Origin of the sequence: Pseudomonas sp. NBRC 111132 (assembly GCF_001320565.1) — a bacterium.
GTDB classification, from domain to species: Bacteria; Pseudomonadota; Gammaproteobacteria; order Pseudomonadales; family Pseudomonadaceae; genus Aquipseudomonas; species Aquipseudomonas putida_P.
Genome location: NZ_BCBI01000059.1, coordinates 1 through 17,737, shown reverse-complemented (window position 1 = coordinate 17,737; position 17,737 = coordinate 1). Strand labels below are relative to the sequence as shown.

Annotated in this window: 17 protein-coding genes; 9 read left to right on the top strand and 8 right to left on the bottom strand. The window is 63.4% G+C overall.

All coding sequences use genetic code 11. The features are described from left to right. The first annotated feature begins 3 nt into the window (after positions 1-3). The gene (locus APH35_RS22925; RefSeq protein ID WP_012273588.1) at positions 4-1,344 is read left to right on the top strand and encodes a sensor histidine kinase; all 1,341 of its coding nucleotides are present in this window, start codon (positions 4-6) and stop codon (positions 1,342-1,344) included. A gap of 85 nt (positions 1,345-1,429) precedes the next feature. Here APH35_RS22925 and APH35_RS22920 read toward each other — a convergent pair whose 3' ends face one another. Then, entirely contained in the window at positions 1,430-1,987 is a 558-nt protein-coding gene (locus APH35_RS22920) for an NAD(P)H nitroreductase (protein WP_012273589.1), read from the bottom strand. Positions 1,988-2,089: 102 nt separating this feature from the next. Between APH35_RS22920 and APH35_RS22915 the strand changes: the two genes are divergently transcribed. Beyond that, positions 2,090-3,544 carry a TrkH family potassium uptake protein gene (locus APH35_RS22915; RefSeq protein WP_012273590.1) on the top strand — a complete coding sequence of 485 codons (1,455 nt, stop codon included), beginning with the start codon at positions 2,090-2,092 and terminating at the stop codon, positions 3,542-3,544. On the opposite strand, the gene APH35_RS22910 is transcribed toward APH35_RS22915, so the two are convergent. Further along, the gene (locus tag APH35_RS22910; RefSeq protein WP_060492938.1) at positions 3,501-4,562 is read right to left on the bottom strand and encodes an AraC family transcriptional regulator; all 1,062 of its coding nucleotides are present in this window, start codon (positions 4,560-4,562) and stop codon (positions 3,501-3,503) included. The two genes, APH35_RS22915 and APH35_RS22910, sit on opposite strands and share 44 nt — an antisense overlap. Before the next feature lie 153 nt (positions 4,563-4,715). Between APH35_RS22910 and APH35_RS22905 the strand changes: the two genes are divergently transcribed. Then, complete coding sequence (locus tag APH35_RS22905) at positions 4,716-5,027, top strand: DUF962 domain-containing protein (protein ID WP_012273592.1); 312 nt, start codon at positions 4,716-4,718, stop codon at positions 5,025-5,027. A gap of 53 nt (positions 5,028-5,080) precedes the next feature. Here the strand turns inward: APH35_RS22905 and APH35_RS22900 are convergent, their stop codons facing one another. Further along, positions 5,081-5,893, bottom strand: coding sequence for a UDP-2,3-diacylglucosamine diphosphatase (locus APH35_RS22900; RefSeq protein WP_060515582.1), 813 nt, complete (start codon positions 5,891-5,893; stop codon positions 5,081-5,083). Positions 5,894-6,020: 127 nt separating this feature from the next. On the opposite strand from APH35_RS22900, the gene APH35_RS22895 reads away from it, so the two are divergent. Both APH35_RS22895 and APH35_RS22890 read left to right on the top strand, forming a co-directional pair. Continuing rightward, a complete protein-coding gene (locus tag APH35_RS22895; protein ID WP_012273594.1) occupies positions 6,021-6,788 on the top strand; it encodes a helix-turn-helix transcriptional regulator in 768 nt (255 codons plus the stop codon). Between the two features lie 100 nt (positions 6,789-6,888). Further along, positions 6,889-7,779, top strand: coding sequence for a DMT family transporter (locus APH35_RS22890; RefSeq protein ID WP_012273595.1), 891 nt, complete (start codon positions 6,889-6,891; stop codon positions 7,777-7,779). Here APH35_RS22890 and APH35_RS22885 read toward each other — a convergent pair whose 3' ends face one another. Further along, complete coding sequence (locus APH35_RS22885; RefSeq protein WP_003259082.1) at positions 7,780-8,061, bottom strand: SelT/SelW/SelH family protein; 282 nt, start codon at positions 8,059-8,061, stop codon at positions 7,780-7,782. 67 nt (positions 8,062-8,128) lie between these two features. Between APH35_RS22885 and APH35_RS22880 the strand changes: the two genes are divergently transcribed. Then, positions 8,129-10,315, top strand: a complete 2,187-nt coding sequence (locus APH35_RS22880; RefSeq protein ID WP_060515581.1) for a patatin-like phospholipase family protein — start codon at positions 8,129-8,131, stop codon at positions 10,313-10,315. 33 nt (positions 10,316-10,348) lie between these two features. Here the strand turns inward: APH35_RS22880 and APH35_RS22875 are convergent, their stop codons facing one another. Next, positions 10,349-10,786, bottom strand: coding sequence for a MarR family transcriptional regulator (locus APH35_RS22875; RefSeq protein ID WP_012273597.1), 438 nt, complete (start codon positions 10,784-10,786; stop codon positions 10,349-10,351). A 150-nt stretch (positions 10,787-10,936) separates the two neighbouring features. Beyond that, positions 10,937-13,084 (bottom strand): DNA helicase RecQ, encoded by a 2,148-nt coding sequence (gene recQ, locus APH35_RS22870; RefSeq protein WP_012273598.1) that lies wholly within the window; start codon positions 13,082-13,084, stop codon positions 10,937-10,939. Between the two features lie 246 nt (positions 13,085-13,330). Here recQ and APH35_RS22865 point away from each other — a divergent pair, with 246 nt between their 5' ends. The 3 genes from APH35_RS22865 (at position 13,331) to APH35_RS22855 (ending at position 15,961) form a co-directional block, all read left to right on the top strand. Beyond that, positions 13,331-13,918 (top strand): YecA/YgfB family protein, encoded by a 588-nt coding sequence (locus tag APH35_RS22865; protein WP_012273599.1) that lies wholly within the window; start codon positions 13,331-13,333, stop codon positions 13,916-13,918. 7 nt (positions 13,919-13,925) lie between these two features. Next, entirely contained in the window at positions 13,926-14,291 is a 366-nt protein-coding gene (locus APH35_RS22860) for a YbaN family protein (protein ID WP_012273600.1), read from the top strand. 311 nt (positions 14,292-14,602) lie between these two features. Next, positions 14,603-15,961: a TolC family outer membrane protein gene (locus tag APH35_RS22855; RefSeq protein ID WP_012273601.1), complete on the top strand. Its 1,359-nt coding sequence runs from the start codon at positions 14,603-14,605 to the stop codon at positions 15,959-15,961. Positions 15,962-16,003: 42 nt separating this feature from the next. On the opposite strand, the gene APH35_RS22850 is transcribed toward APH35_RS22855, so the two are convergent. Both APH35_RS22850 and APH35_RS22845 read right to left on the bottom strand, forming a co-directional pair. Further along, positions 16,004-16,603, bottom strand: coding sequence for a tRNA-uridine aminocarboxypropyltransferase (locus APH35_RS22850; RefSeq protein ID WP_012273602.1), 600 nt, complete (start codon positions 16,601-16,603; stop codon positions 16,004-16,006). Positions 16,604-16,667: 64 nt separating this feature from the next. Continuing rightward, the coding region (locus APH35_RS22845) for a methyl-accepting chemotaxis protein (protein WP_060515580.1) at positions 16,668-17,737 on the bottom strand (1,070 nt) is incomplete at its 5' end.

Genomic DNA, 17,737 nt, shown 5'->3' with positions numbered 1-17,737 from the left:
GAGGTGCACTTGCGTTCACTGTTCTGGCGCATCCTGGCCAGCTTCTGGCTCGCCATCACCCTGGTCGCCGGGCTGTCGATCCTGCTGGGCCACATGCTCAACCAGGACGCCTGGATCCTTAGCCGCCATCCGGGCCTGAATACCCTGGCCAGCAAGTGGGCCAAGCATTACGAGCAGGAAGGCCTGGATTCGGCTCAGCACTTCCTGGAAAGGCGCAAAGATCGCTACAAGATCGACGTGCAGGTGCTCGACGACAGTGGCGAGGCCGTGGTGCCCGGGACCTTCCCGCGCCGTGCGGCCGCCTTCGAGGCGCGTCAGCACAATGACCAGCGACGCCTGCCATGGCGTCGGCTGACCGAGGAATACACCAGCCCCGAGACCGGCGATACCTACTTGCTGATCTACCGCATCCCTCACCCGGCGCTGGATGCCTGGCACCGCGAGAGCCTGATGTGGCCGCTCAGTGCACTGGGCATTGCCCTGGTCGTGCTGACCCTGTTCAGCCTGCTCGTAACCCTGTCCATCACCCGCCCGTTAAGCCGCCTGCGCAGCGCTGTACACGACCTGGGCCAGACCACCTACCAGCAGAACAGCCTGGCGCGTCTGGCTGCGCGGCGTGACGAGTTCGGTGTGCTGGCCAAGGACTTCAACAAGATGGGGGCGCGCCTGCAAAGCACCATCGGCAGCCAGCGCCAGCTGCTGCGCGACGTGTCTCACGAGCTACGCTCGCCCCTGGCCAGGCTGCGCATCGCCCTGGCCTTGGCCGAGCGCGCAGGGCCCGAGCAGCGGGAGACCCTGTGGCCGCGCCTGACCCGCGAATGCGACCGCCTGGAAGACCTGATCAGCGAAATTCTCGCCCTGGCCCGAGTGGATGCCGAACAGGCTCATGCCGAACCGGTCGACCTCAACGCCCTGCTCGGCAGCGTGCGCAAGGACGCCCTGCTCAGTGCGCCGGACCAGGATGTGCGCCTGGAGGCGCAACCGGGGTTGACCTTGCAGGGTTGGCCAACGCTGATCGAGCGGGCCGTGGACAACCTGCTGCGCAATGCCCTGCGCTTCAACCCGGTAGGGCAGCCGGTCGAAGTCAGCGCCGTGCGTGAACAGGACCGTATTGTGATCAGCGTGCGTGACCATGGCCCCGGGGCGGCAGCGGAGCACCTGGCACAACTGGGCGAACCGTTCTTCCGCGCACCGGGGCAGGACGCGCCGGGGCATGGGCTGGGGCTGGCGATTGCGCGTAAGGCGGCGGAGCGCCATGGCGGGAGCCTGGTGCTGGACAATCACCCACAGGAAGGATTTGTAGCTCGGCTGGAGTTGCCCCTGGCTGATGCGGCTGGCAGTTGATGTGATGTAAAGGCCACTGACCTCTTCGCGGGTAAACCCGCGAAGAGGCCGGAAGCCTCAATAAATCAATCTGCCTGAAGGCGGTTTATTCGCCCCAGGCACTGACAAAATCAGCAGTTTCCAGCACCGGCGCAGTGCGTGGCTCGGTCAACGGCGTACCGACATACAGGTAACCGATCAACTCTTCATTCTCGGCCAACCCCAGCCCCTTGTGCACATGGGCATCAAAAGCCATGTCCCCGGTGCGCCACACCGCCCCGACGCCTTGCGCATGCGCGGCGATCAGAATGCCGTGCGCCGCACAGCCCGCAGCCAGGCGCTGCTCGGACTTGGGCACCTTGAAGTGGTCCTGCAACTTGGCGATGACCACGATCAGCAACGGTGCCCGCAGGGGCATGGCACGAGCCTTGTCCAGTGCCGCCTGGCTGGCATCACCTTTGTGCTGCACGGCTTCGGCGAACAGCTCGCCGAGTTTCTCGCGGCCCTGGCCTTCGATGGTAAGGAAACGCCATGGCCGCAGCTGGCCATGGTCCGGAGCACGCAGGGCGGCCTGGAACAGCGCCTCGCGTTGAGCGGCATTGGGCGCCGGATCGGTCAGGCGTGGCACGGAAACACGGTTGAGCAATGCGTCGAGAGCCTCCATCGGCTACCCTCCTGGCAGTTGAATGTGCGGCCATTCTAGCGTTTACATCACCAGACCCATAGGTAGAATGGCGCCCTTCCGTTTCGAGTCAGAGCAGATCACATGGCGTTGCCGACCTTAAGGATCATTGGTTTCATCATCGGCATCTTCCTGATTACCCTGGCCGTGGGCATGGCCGTGCCCATGGCTACCCTGGTGATCTTCGAGCGTACCGGTGACATGCCGTCGTTCCTCTGGTCGAGCCTGATCACCTTCATCGCAGGCCTTGCCCTGGTAATACCGGGGCGCCCGGAGCATGTACACCTGCGCCCGCGCGACATGTACCTGCTGACGGTCAGCAGTTGGCTGGTGGTGTGCGTGTTCGCCGCGCTGCCGTTCCTGCTGACTCAGCACATCAGTTACACCGACGCCTTCTTCGAAAGCATGTCAGGCATTACCGCCACAGGCGCCACCGTGCTCAGCGGGCTCGATAGCATGTCACCGGGTATCCTGATGTGGCGCTCGATGCTGCACTGGCTCGGCGGTATCGGCTTCATCGCCATGGCGGTGGCAATCCTGCCACTGCTGCGTATCGGTGGCATGCGCCTGTTCCAGACCGAATCGTCCGACCGCTCGGAAAAGGTCATGCCGCGCTCGCACATGGTCGCCAAATCGATCGTGGGGGTTTACGTCGGTTTCTCCATCCTGGGTTCGCTGGCCTTCTGGTGGGCGGGCATGAGCCCGTTCGATGCGATCAACCATGCCATGTCGGCGATCTCCACCGGCGGTTTCTCCACCTCCGACCAATCCTTGGCGAAATGGGATATCCCCGCCGTGCACTGGGTTGCGGTGGTGGTGATGATCATGGGCAGCCTGCCGTTCACCCTTTACGTGGCCACCCTGCGCGGCAACCGCAAGGCGCTGATCCGCGACCAGCAGGTGCAAGGGTTGCTGGGCATGCTGGTGGTCACCTGGCTGGTGTTGGGCACCTGGTACTGGTACAGCACCAACCTGCACTGGCTCGACGCCCTGCGCCACGTGGCACTGAACGTGACCTCGGTGGTCACCACCACCGGTTTCGCCCTGGGTGACTACAGCCTGTGGGGCAATTTTTCGCTGATGCTGTTCTTCTACCTGGGCTTCGTTGGCGGCTGCTCCGGCTCGACCGCGGGCGGCATCAAGATTTTCCGCTTCCAGGTGGCCTATATCCTGCTCAAGGCCAGCCTCAACCAGCTGATTCACCCGCGTGCGGTGATCAAGCAGAAATACAACGGCCATCGCCTCGACGAAGACATCGTGCGTTCGATCCTGACGTTCTCGTTCTTCTTCGCCATCACCATCTGCGTCATGGCCTTGCTGCTGTCGTTGCTGGGCGTGGACTGGATGACTGCACTGACCGGCGCCGCTGGCACGGTTTCGGGTGTGGGGCCGGGCCTGGGTGAAGTGATCGGCCCTTCAGGTAACTACGCCACGCTGCCTGACGCGGCCAAGTGGATCTTGGCGGCCGGCATGCTGCTTGGCCGCCTGGAAATCATCACGGTGCTAGTGTTGTGCATGCCGGCGTTCTGGCGTCATTGACCACTTCGGCTTCGGTGCCCAGGCGGGCGCGGTACTCGCTGGGTGTGGCGTCGAACCAGCGGCGGAACGCCCGATAGAAGTTGCTGGGGTCGGCGAAGCCGAGCAGGTAGGCGGCCTCAAGCAAAGTCATGCCCGGCTGCGCCAGGTACTGTTCGGCCAGCTCGCGGCGGGTATCGTCAAGCAGGGTCTGGAAGCTGGTGCCCTCCTCCTGCAGCCGCCGCTGCAAGGTCCGCTGCGACAGGTGCAGGGCCTGGGCCAGGGTTTCACGCTTCGGTTCACCCTGCGGCAGAATGCGGCACAACACCTGGCGCACCCGGTGGGTTACCCGGCTTTCGGAGAAACGTGCCAGGTACTCCCCGGCAAACCGGTCGTGCAGCACCGCCATGGCCTCGTTGGCGGTAGGCAGCGGGGCTTCCATGTCGGCCCGCTCGAACACCAGGGCATCGTGTGGCGCGCCGAAAACCAGCGGCGAATGGAACGCCACCTTGTACGGCTCGACGTTCTTTGGCTGCGGCCCTTGCACCAATACCCGCCGCGGCTGCACCGGCCGGCCACTGAGCCATTTGCACAGCGCCAATGCGCAGGCCAGCGACGCTTCGGCACTGTGCCGGGTCGGCGGCAGGTGGTCACCGTGGACGGTCAGGATCAGCGAGTAGCCCTCGGCGCCAAGGACAAAACTGAGGTCGGAGCTTTCGGCGATGATGCGCTGGTAGCGCACCAGGCGTTCGAAGCCCTCGGCCAAGGTGCGGCTGGACATCAACGCATAGCCCACCACATGGAACGACGCCGGGCGCACCACCCGCGCCATGTTCAGACCGATGGCCTCGTTGCCTGACAGCTCCACTGCCAGCTGCCATAGCCGGGTCATGGAGTCTTGCGGAAAACGTGCATCCGGGTCGTCGAGTGCGGCAAAGTCCAGCCCTAGCTGCTTGAACATGGCCCGGCAATCCAGCCCCTCCAGTTCAAGTGCCTTCACAATCCCTGATGCCCAACTGGCTGACGTGGTTCTTTCGCTCATGACAGGCTTCTTTTACCGACCGCTCCTGCGGTGAACCCCAAGGATACTCATTTGGCGCCTATTGTCACTGGTAGGCCCCGTCAGTCACTCTAGACTCGAATCAGGCTCCACGCCGTGCATCTTGTCCAGAAGTATTAATCCCGGAGCACCGCCATGAACAGCAAAGCGCAGTTTCGCAGTTTTGCCGAGTTCTATCCTTACTACCTGGGGGAGCACAGCAACCCCACCTGCCGCCGCCTGCACTTCGTCGGCACCAGCCTGGTGATCGCGCTGCTGGCCTACACCATTGGCAGTGGCAAATGGTTGCTGCTGCTGGCCGTGCCGGTGTTCGGCTATGGCTTTGCCTGGGTCGGGCACTTTTTTTTCGAAAAGAACCGGCCAGCGACCTTTACCTATCCGCTGTACAGCCTGGCCGGTGATTTCGTGATGTTCCGGGATATCCTGCTGGGCAAGATCCGGCTGTAGGCGCGGCCTTGTGCCGCGAAAGGGCTGCAAAGCAGCCCCATGGCCCTCACGCCCTACACCGGCTCGCGCACCACCGCAGCCGCCTGCGCCTCGCGCGCCTGAGCCTCAGCCAGCCGGTACAGTTCGATACTGCCATCCCAATGTTCGATCAGCGCCGTGCATGACTCCACCCAATCCCCGCAATTGAGGTAGTCCACCTCCCCCACCTTGCGGATCTCGGCATGGTGGATGTGCCCACACACCACCCCATGAAACCCGCGCCGTGTGCACTCGTGGGCAATGGCATCCTCGAAGTCGCTGATGAAATTCACCGCACCTTTCACCTTGTGCTTGAGGTACGCCGACAGCGACCAGTACCCATAGCCGTACCGCGCCCGCCAGTGGTTGAGCCAACGGTTGAGCACCAGGGTGAACTCGTAGGCACGGTCGCCCAGAAACGCCAACCAGCGGTGGTAACGGGTAATCACGTCGAACTGGTCGCCATGGATCACCAGCAGTCGACGGCCATCGGCGGTCAAGTGTTCGGCCTCGTCCACCAGCTGAATGTTGCCCAGAATCAGCTTTGAATAGCGGCGCAGGAACTCGTCATGGTTGCCCGTGACGTAGATCACCTCGGTGCCGCGCTTGCTCATGGTCAGCAGCCGGCGGATCACGTTGGTGTGGGCCTGCGGCCAGTAGATCCCACCACGCAGCTTCCAGCCATCGATGATATCGCCCACCAGATAGACGCGGTCGGCCTGGTAGCCCTTGAGGAACCGCGACAGGTGTTCGGCCTGGCAGTCGCGGGTGCCCAGGTGCACGTCGGAGATCCACAGGGTACGCACGCGTTGCTTGCGCGAGGGACGAGACAGTTCGGCATGGGTCATGGGCAGGCTCCGGCGCAGTTTGCTGGAGACTGGCAGGCAGGCATGACAGCGCCATGGCAAAACGGTGACGAGTGATGGCGTGCGGGGTTTGAGGCACAATGAGCGCCTGCCCTGCGAGGAAGCCCCCATGACCGCCGGCCCGATCCTCTCGCTGCGCCATTACCGCGACAGCCTGATCGCCCACAGCCACGAACACCCGCAACTGGTGTTCGGCCTGCGCGGCCGCCTGGAGTTCGAGGTCCAGGGGCAAGGCGCCGGGATCGACCGGCAGGGGCTGATCGTGGTACCGGCGGGCGCGCATCACACCTGCGCCAGCGATGGCGGCAGCCACTGCCTGGTGTTGGATGTGCCTGGGGAGCGCTGGCTGCACGAGCAACTGGGCGAGCATGCCGATGCCAGCCGCCGCCTGCTCGATCGCCCTGCCGCGCTGGGCCTGGACGACCGTCAGCAGCAGTTGGTGGACTGGCTGGCGGCCAGCCCCATGGACGACCCGTTGATCGCCCGGCAAGGCGCAGCGCTGTTACTGGCCAGCCTGAATCCAACGGCGGCTGCCAACGTTCGGGCCAGCCAGCGCTTACCTTATGCCGCGTTCGATACCCATATCGAGCAACAGGCTGCCTACCCGTTGCAGGTCGCCGACCTGGCGCGCATTGCCGGGCTGTCCAGTGCCCGGCTGCATGCGCGCTTTACCGCCGAGTGCGGGATGACACCGATGGACTACATTCGCCAGCGACGCTTGCTCAAGGCCCGGCGGCTGGTGGTGCAGACTTCGTTACCCATGGGTGAGATTGCAGCGCAGGTGGGATATAGCTCACAGAGTGCGTTTTCGGCAGCGATGTTGCGGGCGTTCGGTTGTACGCCTTTGGCGTTGCGGCGAGAGCCTGGCGACAATTGACAGCAGTCTTGCGACAGAAATCGTTGGCCTGTGGTTTTACACTTTGCCTGTGCTGCGAAGAGGCCGGCACAGCCAATAGAGATCTTGAGCAAGGACTACCATGAACCACCGCACAGCCCTAGGCGCCCTGCACATTGGCGCGCTGTTTTTCGGCCTTACCGGCGTCTTCGGCAAGCTGGCCGCCAGCGCCAGCCCGGCAATCATCGTCTTTGGCCGCGCCGCCTTCGCCGTGCTCGCCCTGGCTCTGTTCGCCAGCCTGGCCGGCCCGGGCTGGCAACGCCTCAGCGGCCAGGACGCACGCCGCCTGCTGCTCGGCGGTGTGCTGCTGGCCGGCCACTGGGTCAGTTTCTTCATCGCCGTCAAAGTCGGCGGCGTGGCCATCGCCACCCTCGGTTTCGCCAGTTTCCCGGCCTTCACCGTGATCCTCGAAGGCCTGCTGTTCCGCGAGCGTATCCGCCGCAACGAAACCGTATTGGTCGTGCTGGTCAGCCTCGGCCTGGTACTGGTCACGCCGGCATTCGACCTGGCCAGCGAAGCCACTGGCGGCCTGCTCTGGGCACTGCTCTCGGGCCTGCTGTTCTCGCTGCTGTCACTCACCAACCGGGCCGGCTCCGGCCGTTTGCCTGCGGTACAGGCAGCGCTGTGGCAGAACCTGGTAGTGGGCCTGTGCCTGCTGCCGTTCGCGGCCCCTGGCCTGGGCGGCGTAGCCCCCGTGGACTGGCTGTGGATCGCCCTGCTCGGCGTCTTCTGCACCGGCGTTGCGCACAGCCTGTTCGTCGCCAGCCTGGCAGTGATCAAGGCGCGCACGGCCGCCGTGGTGTTCGGCATGGAGCCGGTCTACGGGATTGCCGTGGCGTGGGCGGTGTTCGCCGAAACCCCCACCGTGCGCATGCTGCTGGGCGGCGCACTGATCATCTTCGCCATCGTGCTGTCCAGCCGCCTGGCTGCCGAGCAACCGCCCAGGCAGCGGCCACTGCCCGAGGGGGCTTGATCAGCGGTCGTTGTGGCCAAGGTCACGCTGTGGGTCGATCTGGTCGCGCACCCGCTGCTTCAATACCTTGGCCTCGGGGAAACCACCGTCGGCCTTGCGCTCCCAGATCTGCACGCCATTGCAGGTGATGCGGAAGATGCCGCCGGTGCCCGGCTCCAGCGCTACCCGGCCCAGGTCGTCGGCAAAGGTGCTGAGCAGTTCCTGGGCCAGCCAGGCAGCACGCAGCAGCCACTGGCACTGGGTGCAATAGGTGATAACGATTTCCGGCTTGCTGTCGGCCATGGTGAAACATCTCCAGGTAAGGGGCCGCTTATACTAGCGGTCTTTAGCCCACGGTTTGAGACTCACGATGCGCCGTTTGCTGTTCTGTTTTCTGCTTGCCCTCACCACGCTTGCGGCAACCGCCGCCGAACCTGCCAGGCCCAAGGTCGGCCTGGTACTGTCGGGTGGTGCGGCCCGTGGCCTGGCTCACATCGGCGTGCTCAAGGCGCTGGAAGAACAGGGTGTGCGCATCGACGCCATCGCCGGCACCAGCATGGGCGCAGTGGTCGGCGGGTTGTACGCCTCGGGCTACAGTGTCGAAGAGCTGGAAAAGCTCGCCACCACCCTGGACTGGCAACAGGCGCTGTCCGATGCCCCGCCACGCAAGGACGTGCCGTTTAGGCGCAAGCAGGATGACCGCGACTTCCTGGTCAAACAGAAGCTCAGCTTTCGTGACGACGGCAGCCTGGGCCTGCCACTGGGGGTAATCCAAGGCCAGAACTTGTCACTGCTGCTGGAAAGCAAACTGGCGCACACCGCCGACACCCGCGACTTCGACAAGCTGCCTATCCCCTTCCGCGCCGTGGCCACCGACATCGCCAGTGGCGAAAAAGTAGTGTTTCGCCGCGGCCACCTGCCACAGGTCATTCGCGCCAGCATGTCGATCCCTGCCGTGTTCGCCCCGGTCGAGCTGGACGGCCGACTGCTGGTGGACGGTGGCATGGTCGACAACATTCCGGTCGACGTGGCCCGCGAAATGGGCGTGGACCTGGCCATCGTGGTCGACATCGGCACCCCACTGAAGGATCGCAAGCAATTACTGACCGTGGTCGACGTGCTCAACCAGTCGATCACCCTGATGACCCGGCGCAACTCGGAAGAACAACTGGCCAGCCTGCACCGCGACGACATCCTCATCCAACCATCGCTGACTGCCTTCGGCGTGACCGATTTTGGCCGCGCCAGGGACATGATCGACGCCGGTTACCGCGCCACCCGCCTGCTCGACCCTCGCCTGGCTGCCCTGCGCCAGCCCGAAGGCGACAGCAGCCTGGCCGTGGCCCGCTCGCCGCGCCAGCGCACACCGGTGATCACCGCGATCCGAATCGAGAACGACTCCAAGGTCAGCGACGACGTGATTCGCTCGTACATCCGCCAACCGATCGACGCGCCGTTGGAGCTGGACCGCCTGCAGACCGACATGGGTACGCTGTACGGCCTGGATTACTTCGACCGGGTGCAGTACCGCGTGGTGCACAAGGGCGAAGACAACACCCTGGTGATCAACGCCCGTGGCCGGCGCGGCGGCACCGACTACCTGCGTCTGGGCCTTAACCTGTCCGATGACCTGCGTGGCGACAGCGCCTTCAACCTGGGTGCCAGCTACCGGGTCAACGGCATCAACAGCCTCGGCGCAGAATGGCTGACCCGTGGCCAGATCGGCGACCAGCAAGAGCTGTACAGCGAGTTCTACCAACCGCTGGACGTGGGCTCGCGCTACTTTGTCGCGCCTTACCTGGATTTCAGCTCGCAGAACATCGAAGCCACCCTGGACAACGACCCGGTCGCCGAATACCGCCTGGAGCGCTACGGCTTTGGCCTGAACGTGGGCCGGCAGATCGGCACCAGCGGTGAAGTGCGCCTGGGCGTGGGCAAGGCCTGGGGCGAGGCCGAGGTGCGCATCGGCGACCAGGACCTGCCCAAAGTCAGTTTCAACGAAGGCTTCTACGAGCTGAAGTACTCGTTCGACACCCTCGACAACGTGTACTTCCCGCACCGAGGCGAGGACATCGGCCTGACCTTGCGCAAATACGACAAGTCGCTGGACTCCGACCAGGATTACCGGCAGTGGCTGTTCAACCTGGACAAGGCGATCAGCAGTGGGCCGAACACCTTCGTGCTGGGCGGTCGCTATGGGCGCACGCTGGATGACACCGAAGTGGTGACGTCGAGCTTCGTGATGGGCGGAGCGCGAGAGCTGTCAGGCTTTCGCCAGGACTCGGTGTCGGGGCAGAACGTGAGCCTGCTGCGCATGGTCTACTACCGCCGCTTGACGCCAAGGGCCTATGTGCCGCTGGACTTCCCGTTGTACATCGGCGGGTCGCTGGAGCGTGGGCGGGCATGGAACAACGACAACGAGTTCGACAGTGGGTACATCAATGCGGCGAGCATCTTCCTGGGGCTGGAGACGCCGTTGGGGCCGTTGAACTTCACCTACGGCACCAACAGTGCGCATGAGCATGCGGTGTATCTGAACCTGGGGCATACCTTCTGATTTTTTGGGGCTGCGTTGCAGCCCCAAGGGCCTTCAGGACTTCTCGAGGTTGGCCAGAATCTTCGCATGCACCCGCATGCAAACTTGCAATTCTGCCTCATCCACGCCGGTAAACAGTTCCACCCGCAGTTGATTGGCGATGGTCTCGATCTGGTCGATCAGTGGCTTGGCCGGGGGGCACAGCAAGATCTTCTTGGCCCGCCGGTCTTCTACCACTGCTTGCCGGCGCACCAACCCTTGCGCCTCCAGGCTGTCGAGCAGACGCGCCAGGGTCGGGCCTTCAACGCCCACGCTCTGGGCCAACTCACGCTGGGTCGGGGCTTCTTCGAAACGGGCCAGGTGCAGCAACACCAGCCAGCGCGCCTGGGACAGGTTGAGCCCGGCCAGGCGGCGGTCCAGTTCGGCGCGCCAACCCCGGGACATCTGGGCCAGCTGCATGCCGAAGCGGTGTTGGTTGTCGGTCAGGGGCATAAGTAACTCATTGAGTAGATCTAATTATTAGGCAGCTAACCATGCCCTGCCCCACGAGGCAAGGCTCGGTCCTGCTTACTTGTTCGATAATCGTCAAAAAGCATGACAAAGGTCAGCAGATGGCGCTTCTGCCTTCGATCCTGCCTGCGTTTACAGTTCGAATTCCGCCGCCAGCGCCGCGCGCACGCAATACAGCACGCCCTCCGGCACCCGGGCCCCGAACTGCGGCGCAATGGCCGACACCGGCGGCAACTCGCCCTCGCCATCCAGGAACGCGTCCTGCACTTCCATCATCAGGTCTTCCGGCAGGTCGATGGCTTGCTCCAGGCTCAGCTCCTGGCGGCCCAGTGCCTCGGCCAGCAGGCTATAGACGTTCTTCTCGCTGCAGTTGAGCTGCCCGGCGATCTGCGCCGGGGTCATGCCGGCTCGGGCCAGGCTGACCAGTTCGTGGCGCAGGTCGAGCACCACTTTCGGTGCCTCTTCGGTGCCGCCACTGTTGTTCAGTACTTCGAGGAACGCCTGGCCATAGCGCTCCAGCTTGCGCGCGCCCACACCGCTTACCTGGGCCATGTCGCTGAGGCTGACCGGCTGGCTGCGCAGCATTTCCAGCAGCGTCGAATCGGGGAAGATGACATACGGCGGCACGCTGTGCTCCTCGGCCAACTTGCGCCGCAACGTGCGCAACGCTTCCCACAGTTCGCGCTCTTCGGCACGCACCAGCTGGCTGGCCGGGCTGCCGCCGCTGGACGACGAGGCCTTGGCCGTGGTCTGCGGCTTGAGGTCACGGCGCAGTTGCAAGGTCACCTCGCCGCGCAGCAGTGGCCGGCAGCTGTCGGACAGGCGCAGGCCGCCGTAACCTTCCAGGTCGATGTCGACCAGGCCGCGCGCCACCAACTGACGGAACAGCGAACGCCATTCGACCTCGGCCAGGCCCTTGCCAACGCCGAATACCGATAGCTTCTCGTGGCCGAAATTGCGCACCTTCTCGTTGTCCTTGCCCAGCAGTACATCGACCAGATGGCCGACACCATAGCGCTGGCCGGTGCGGAACACCGCCGACAGCGCCTGGCGCGCCGGCTCGGTAGCGTCCCAGGTCTGGATGTTGTCGACACAGTTGTCGCAGTGGCCGCACGGTTGTTCGAGGGTTTCATCGAAGTAGGCCAGCAGCGACTGGCGGCGGCAGCGGGTTTCTTCGCACAGCGCCAGCATGGCGTCGAGCTTGTGCTGTTCGATGCGCTTGTGGCGCTCATCGCCTTCGGAGTTCTGCAGCATCTGCTTGAGCATCACCATGTCCTGCAGGCCATAGGCCATCCAGGCATCGGACGGCAGGCCGTCACGGCCGGCGCGGCCGGTTTCCTGGTAATAGGCCTCAAGCGATTTAGGCAGGTCGAGGTGGGCAACGAAGCGCACGTTGGGCTTGTCGATACCCATGCCGAAGGCAATGGTCGCGACCATGATCAGCCCCTCCTCGTTGAGAAAGCGGTGCTGGTTGGCCGCGCGTGTCTCGGCAGCCAGGCCGGCGTGATACGGCAGCGCCGGGAAGCCCTGCTGGCAGAGGAATGCGGCGGTTTCGTCGACCTTCTTGCGCGACAGGCAGTAAACGATACCGGCGTTGCCGCGGCGCTCGCCGAGAAAAGCCATCAACTGCTTGCGCGGCGCTTCCTTGGGCACGATGCGGTAGAAGATGTTGGGTCGGTCGAAGCTCGAGAGGAAGCGTTCGGCGCCTTGCAGGTGTAGGCGCTGGACGATTTCTTCGCGGGTGCGCATATCGGCAGTGGCAGTAAGCGCAATGCGCGGCACATGCGGGAACAGTTCGGCCAGTTGGCCCAGTTGCAGGTACTCGGGGCGGAAATCGTGGCCCCATTGCGAAACGCAGTGGGCCTCGTCGATGGCGAACAGCGAGATGTCCAGGTCACGCAGAAAATCCAGCATGCGCGGCTGCACCAGGCGCTCCGGCGCCAGGTAGAGCATTTTTACCTCGCCACGGCGCAGGCGCCCGGCCAGTTCACGCTGCTGTTCCGCGCTCAGGGTGGAATTCAGCGCGGCCGCCGAAACGCCCAGTTCGTCAAGCGTGGCGACCTGGTCGTCCATCAACGCGATCAGTGGCGAGACCACCACCGTCAGGCCCGGACGCAGCAGCCCCGGCACCTGAAAGCACAACGACTTGCCGCCGCCGGTGGGCATCAGCACCAGGGCATCGCCGCCATTGGCCACGCATTCGATGATCGCTGCCTGGCGCCCACGGAAACTGTCGTAGCCGAAGATGTCCTTGAGAACGCGCTGAGCCTGTTCGAGCATGTGCAACTCCAAATCGCCGTACCACCCTGAATACAACAGGCTGGACGAAAAACCCGCCCCGCACACGCCAAATGCGTAAGCGGTTTTTGCCAGGCGACCGGTAAAACCTGCCCCTGGATGAAAAATCGCGGAGTATACCGCAGCGCCGTCCTGCACAGGCACCACGGCGATAGACGTTCCCTTTGCCCCGCTGCCGCTGCAAGGTGCTAGAATTCGTTATCGTTTATTCCCCAAGGTAGCCCTGTAATGTCCTTCGCCGAGCAACTGACCCGCCTGCAAGCCTTCCTCGACGCCGACGAGCTGCACGAAGAAGCGCTGGACTATGTCGCCGCACACGGCTACCTCACCGCCCTGTCGATCAACGCCGAGGACGTGCCCGAGCGCGAATGGATCGACGCCCTGTTCGCCGAAGAGCCGCACTACGCCAGCGACGCCCAGCGCACCGAAATCGAAGCCACCCTGGTGGCATTGAAAGCGCACATTGCCCGCCAGCTGGCCAGCGACGAAGAATTCGACCTGCCATGCGAACTCGACCTGACCGACGAGCCGGACGATTCCGACCTGCGCGGCTGGTGCATCGGTTTCATGGAAGGCGTGTTCCTGCGTGAAGAGGCCTGGTTCGAGAACGCCGAGGAAGAAGTCAGCGAGATGCTGCTGCCGATCATGGTTGGCTCGGGCCTGTTCGATGAACAACCAGAGTTCGCCGACATTGCCAGCAACGCCAACCTGCAGGACGACATGATCGTACAGATCCCCGAGGCGCTGAGTGCATTGTTCCTGCTGCTGCACGCCCCTGACGAAAAACCGGCGCTGCTCAAGCCACGCCACCACTAAGCTGCCTATGCGCTACCTGCTGCTGGCCACCGGCTGGCTCAGCGTTGCGCTGGGGGTGTTGGGGATTTTTCTCCCGGTACTGCCCACCACCCCGTTCCTGCTATTGGCGGCGGCCTGCTTTGCCCGCAGCTCACCGCGCTTTCACCACTGGTTGGTCCATCACCCCAAGCTCGGGCCATGGATCCGTGACTACCTCAGTGGTGAAGGCATCCCCCTCAAGGGCAAGGTTTACGCCATCGGCCTGATGTGGGCCAGCATTGGCCTGTCGTGCTACCTGGTGCCGCTGTTCTGGGCGCGTACCTTCATGTTGACCAGCGCTGTACTCGTCAGTCTGTATATCCTCAAGCAAAAAACACTTCAGAAGCCAAGGTGACAATATTTTGTCGCCAAATATCACTTTCGCCTAACTGCCACCTTCTTTATCGGAAATAGTTCTGGAACCGTGTGCAAGCCTTGTAAACATTGGTTTTCAGGGCGACTAACAGCATCGTTCCGAGGGCTGTAAGTGAAATTGATTAGACAATAAAAGTCTTATATGGCAATTTGATATGAATAAATCTTCTTATCTATCGCGTTGAATGTACTTAGCTGTCTTGTTAAAAACCTGCAACACTATACGCGATTACTTTATCGTCATTTTTTTGGCGAACAGCAGGATAAATTCCAGGATCAGGGAGATGTACCATGCGCGTTTTGAACCCCATCACCAGTGCATTACTGTTGGCCCTGGCGAGTGCCAACGTACAGGCGATGTCGATCACCGAGGCCGTCCAAAGCGCCGTGGACTACCACCCACAAGTCAGCTCCAACCGTAATAGCAAGCTGTCGGCCGATGAAGACGTGAAGTTTGCGCGTGGTGGCTACTACCCTTCCGTGGACCTGGTCGCCGGCTACGGCCGCCAGCGTTCGGACAACACCACCACCCGTGCCGAGGGTAACCACAACAAGGAAACCCTCAGCTACACCCAGTCCGAGCTGCGCCTGCGGCAGATGATCTTCGACGGCTTCAACACCTCGAATGAAGTGGGCCGCACCGAGGCTGTCTCTACCTCCCGCGCCTACTACACCCAGGCTGTTGCCCAGGATGTCGCCCTGCGTGCGGTCGAGGTGTACCTGGAAGTGCTCAAGCGCCGCGAGCTGGTGACCCTGGCCAAGAACAACCTGCAAGCCCACCTGCGCGTCAACGACCAGATCGGCCTGCGTAACGAGCGCGGCGTTGGCAGCACCGCCGACCTTGACCAGTCCCGCGCCCGTCGCGCCCTGGCGGAAAACAACCTGGACACCGCCGAAGTCGACCTGGCCGATGCCGAGGCCAACTTCTTCAGCGTGATCGGCCGCGCGCCGGACGAGCTGGAAAGCCCGCAAACCATCAAGGGCGAGGTGCCTGAGAGCCTCGAGGGGGCACGCGACAGCATGCGCCAGAACAACCCTTACATCAAATCTGCACAGGCTGACGTCAATGCGGCCGAGCAGCAGTACGAAGTGGGCAAGTCGACCTTCTACCCGCGCTTCGACGCCATTCTGGCAACCGGTGCCAACAACAACACCGGCGGCGAAAAAGGCCACAACAACAACGACTGGCAAGCTGGCGTGGAGATGAACTACAACCTGTTCCGCGGCGGTAGTGACAAGGCGCGCCTGCAGTCCGACGCGCACAAGATCAACCAGGCCCTGGACATCCGCAACAACGCCCTGCGTGAGTTGACCGAGAACCTGAGCCTGGCGTGGAACGCCATGAACAATGCCAGCAAACAGCTGCCGACCGCGCGTGAATACGCCGAGACCACCAAGCGCGTACGTGCGGCCTACCAGGACCAGTTCGGCCTGGGCCAGCGTACCTTGCTGGACGTGCTGGACAGTGAGAACGAGCTGTACAACGCAGACCGCCGCTATACCGAGGTGCGTTATACCGAGGAGTTCTCGCGCTACCGCGTGCTGGCGACCATGGGTGAGTTGCTGACCAAGCAGCGTATTTCGCTGCCACCAGAGGCGCTGGCGACTACCGAAGTGCGCACTGAGGCGCGTCTGCCTGAGATGCGCTGATCGGGCTTGAATCAGCCGGGGCTGCATTGCAGCCCCCAGCCCTCACTCGGTGCCATGGTTACGCTGGAACGTCTCCTCGCCCATGGCCCTGATCTGCCCCTCGATCAACGCTTCGAACGGCGCCAGCAGTGCATCAAAGCAAACGGGTTGCTCCAACGCGTTCAATGCTCCCACCACCGCTTCGATAGTCGACAGTGCCCCCGCCTCAGGCGCCTTGCGCAGCCGGTAACGTGAAGGCGCGACAGCCCCCAGCGTGACCCGCGGCAACCCTTCCAATAGCGGGTTCATGTACAACAACTTGCGCGCCTTGCGCCAGGTGCCGTCGGGCACGATAAGCAGCAACGGTTTGTCCTCGGCCTCACCATAAGCCGTCAGCACCCGAGCATCGTCGCCCGGAAATAGCAGGGCCGGCCGGTAACCAGGCGTCGCGAGCAAATCGCCCAAGTCGTTGAAAACCTCACCCACCCGCAACTCGGCATTGTTCAAGCCAAGGGCCGCAAGGCGAGCAGTATTCAGGGCATGGGCAGTTTCACTGGGGTGCTGCAGCAGAATCACGCGGGTATTGCTGTCGAGTGCGGGGATCAGTGGGCATAGGCAGTGGTCGAGCGGGCGCTGACAGCGCTCGCAGCGGGGTCTGGGCATGGGGTTCTCCTTGGCGGAGACAGTTTGCCACAGAACCGGGGCCCGCTTGGCGGGCCCGGCCTTCTCAGCGGTTGAACCGCTCCGCCAGGCTATGCAGGTACTCCGCCATGCGCTCCAGGTCCTGGCTGATCTGCGCGCCCTGCCTGGCCTGCCCGGCACTCTGGTCACACAGTTGGGCAATTCTCACGATCTGCTGGTTGATGTCCTCGGCCACATGGCTTTGCTGCTCCGATGCCGTCGCCATCTGCTGGCTCATGCCGGTGATGCGACTGACCGCCTGGGCAATCCCGCTCAGCGCCGCCTGCACCGCCTCGACACTGTGCACGCTGTCCCGAGAGATCTGCTCGCCCCGGCTGGCGGTGCTCACTGCCCGCTCTGCCCCGGCCCGCAAGGAGGCGATAATGTGGTGAATCTCATCGGTCGAAGCGCGGGTGCGCTGGGCCAACGAACGCACCTCATCAGCCACCACGGCAAACCCGCGCCCCTGTTCGCCGGCACGCGCCGCTTCAATGGCGGCATTAAGCGCCAGCAGGTTGGTCTGCTCGGCAATCGAGGTGATCACGTCGACCACGCTGCCTATCGACTGGGTTTGCTCTGCCAGGGCATTCACTGCCTGGCCAATGTCATTGACCGCATCGCTCATGCTACCCATGGCCTTCAGGCTCTGCAGCGCCAGCTCGCTACCCTGCTGCGCCAATTGGTCGGCATCACCCGCCGCATGCGCCGTGCTCTGCACGTTGTGGGTAACCTGCTGGATGGTGGCCGCCATTTGCGCAATGGCCGTGGCCGACTGATCGGTTTCGCTGCGCTGGCGGTCGAGCATCTGCGCCTGGGCATCGGACAGATCGGAAGATTGCGCCGCCCGCGACTTCACCCCGACCCCGGCATCCACAAGCCGGGTGAGGGCCGTTTGCAGGCGTGCTTCCTCGCTGATGATGGCCAGGTCAAGCTGGCCTTGCAGGCCTGGATTGTCGCTGTAGGTCAACGCCACCAACGGGCTGGTAAAGGCCTTGGGGTGCTCAGCCAGCGTGCGGCGGATGACCTGGTTCTGCCGGTGCTCGATCAGGTACCAGGCCAGCAGCAAGCTGGCCATCAGTACACCAAGCGCCGCATAGGGCGGTAGCCATAGGTAAC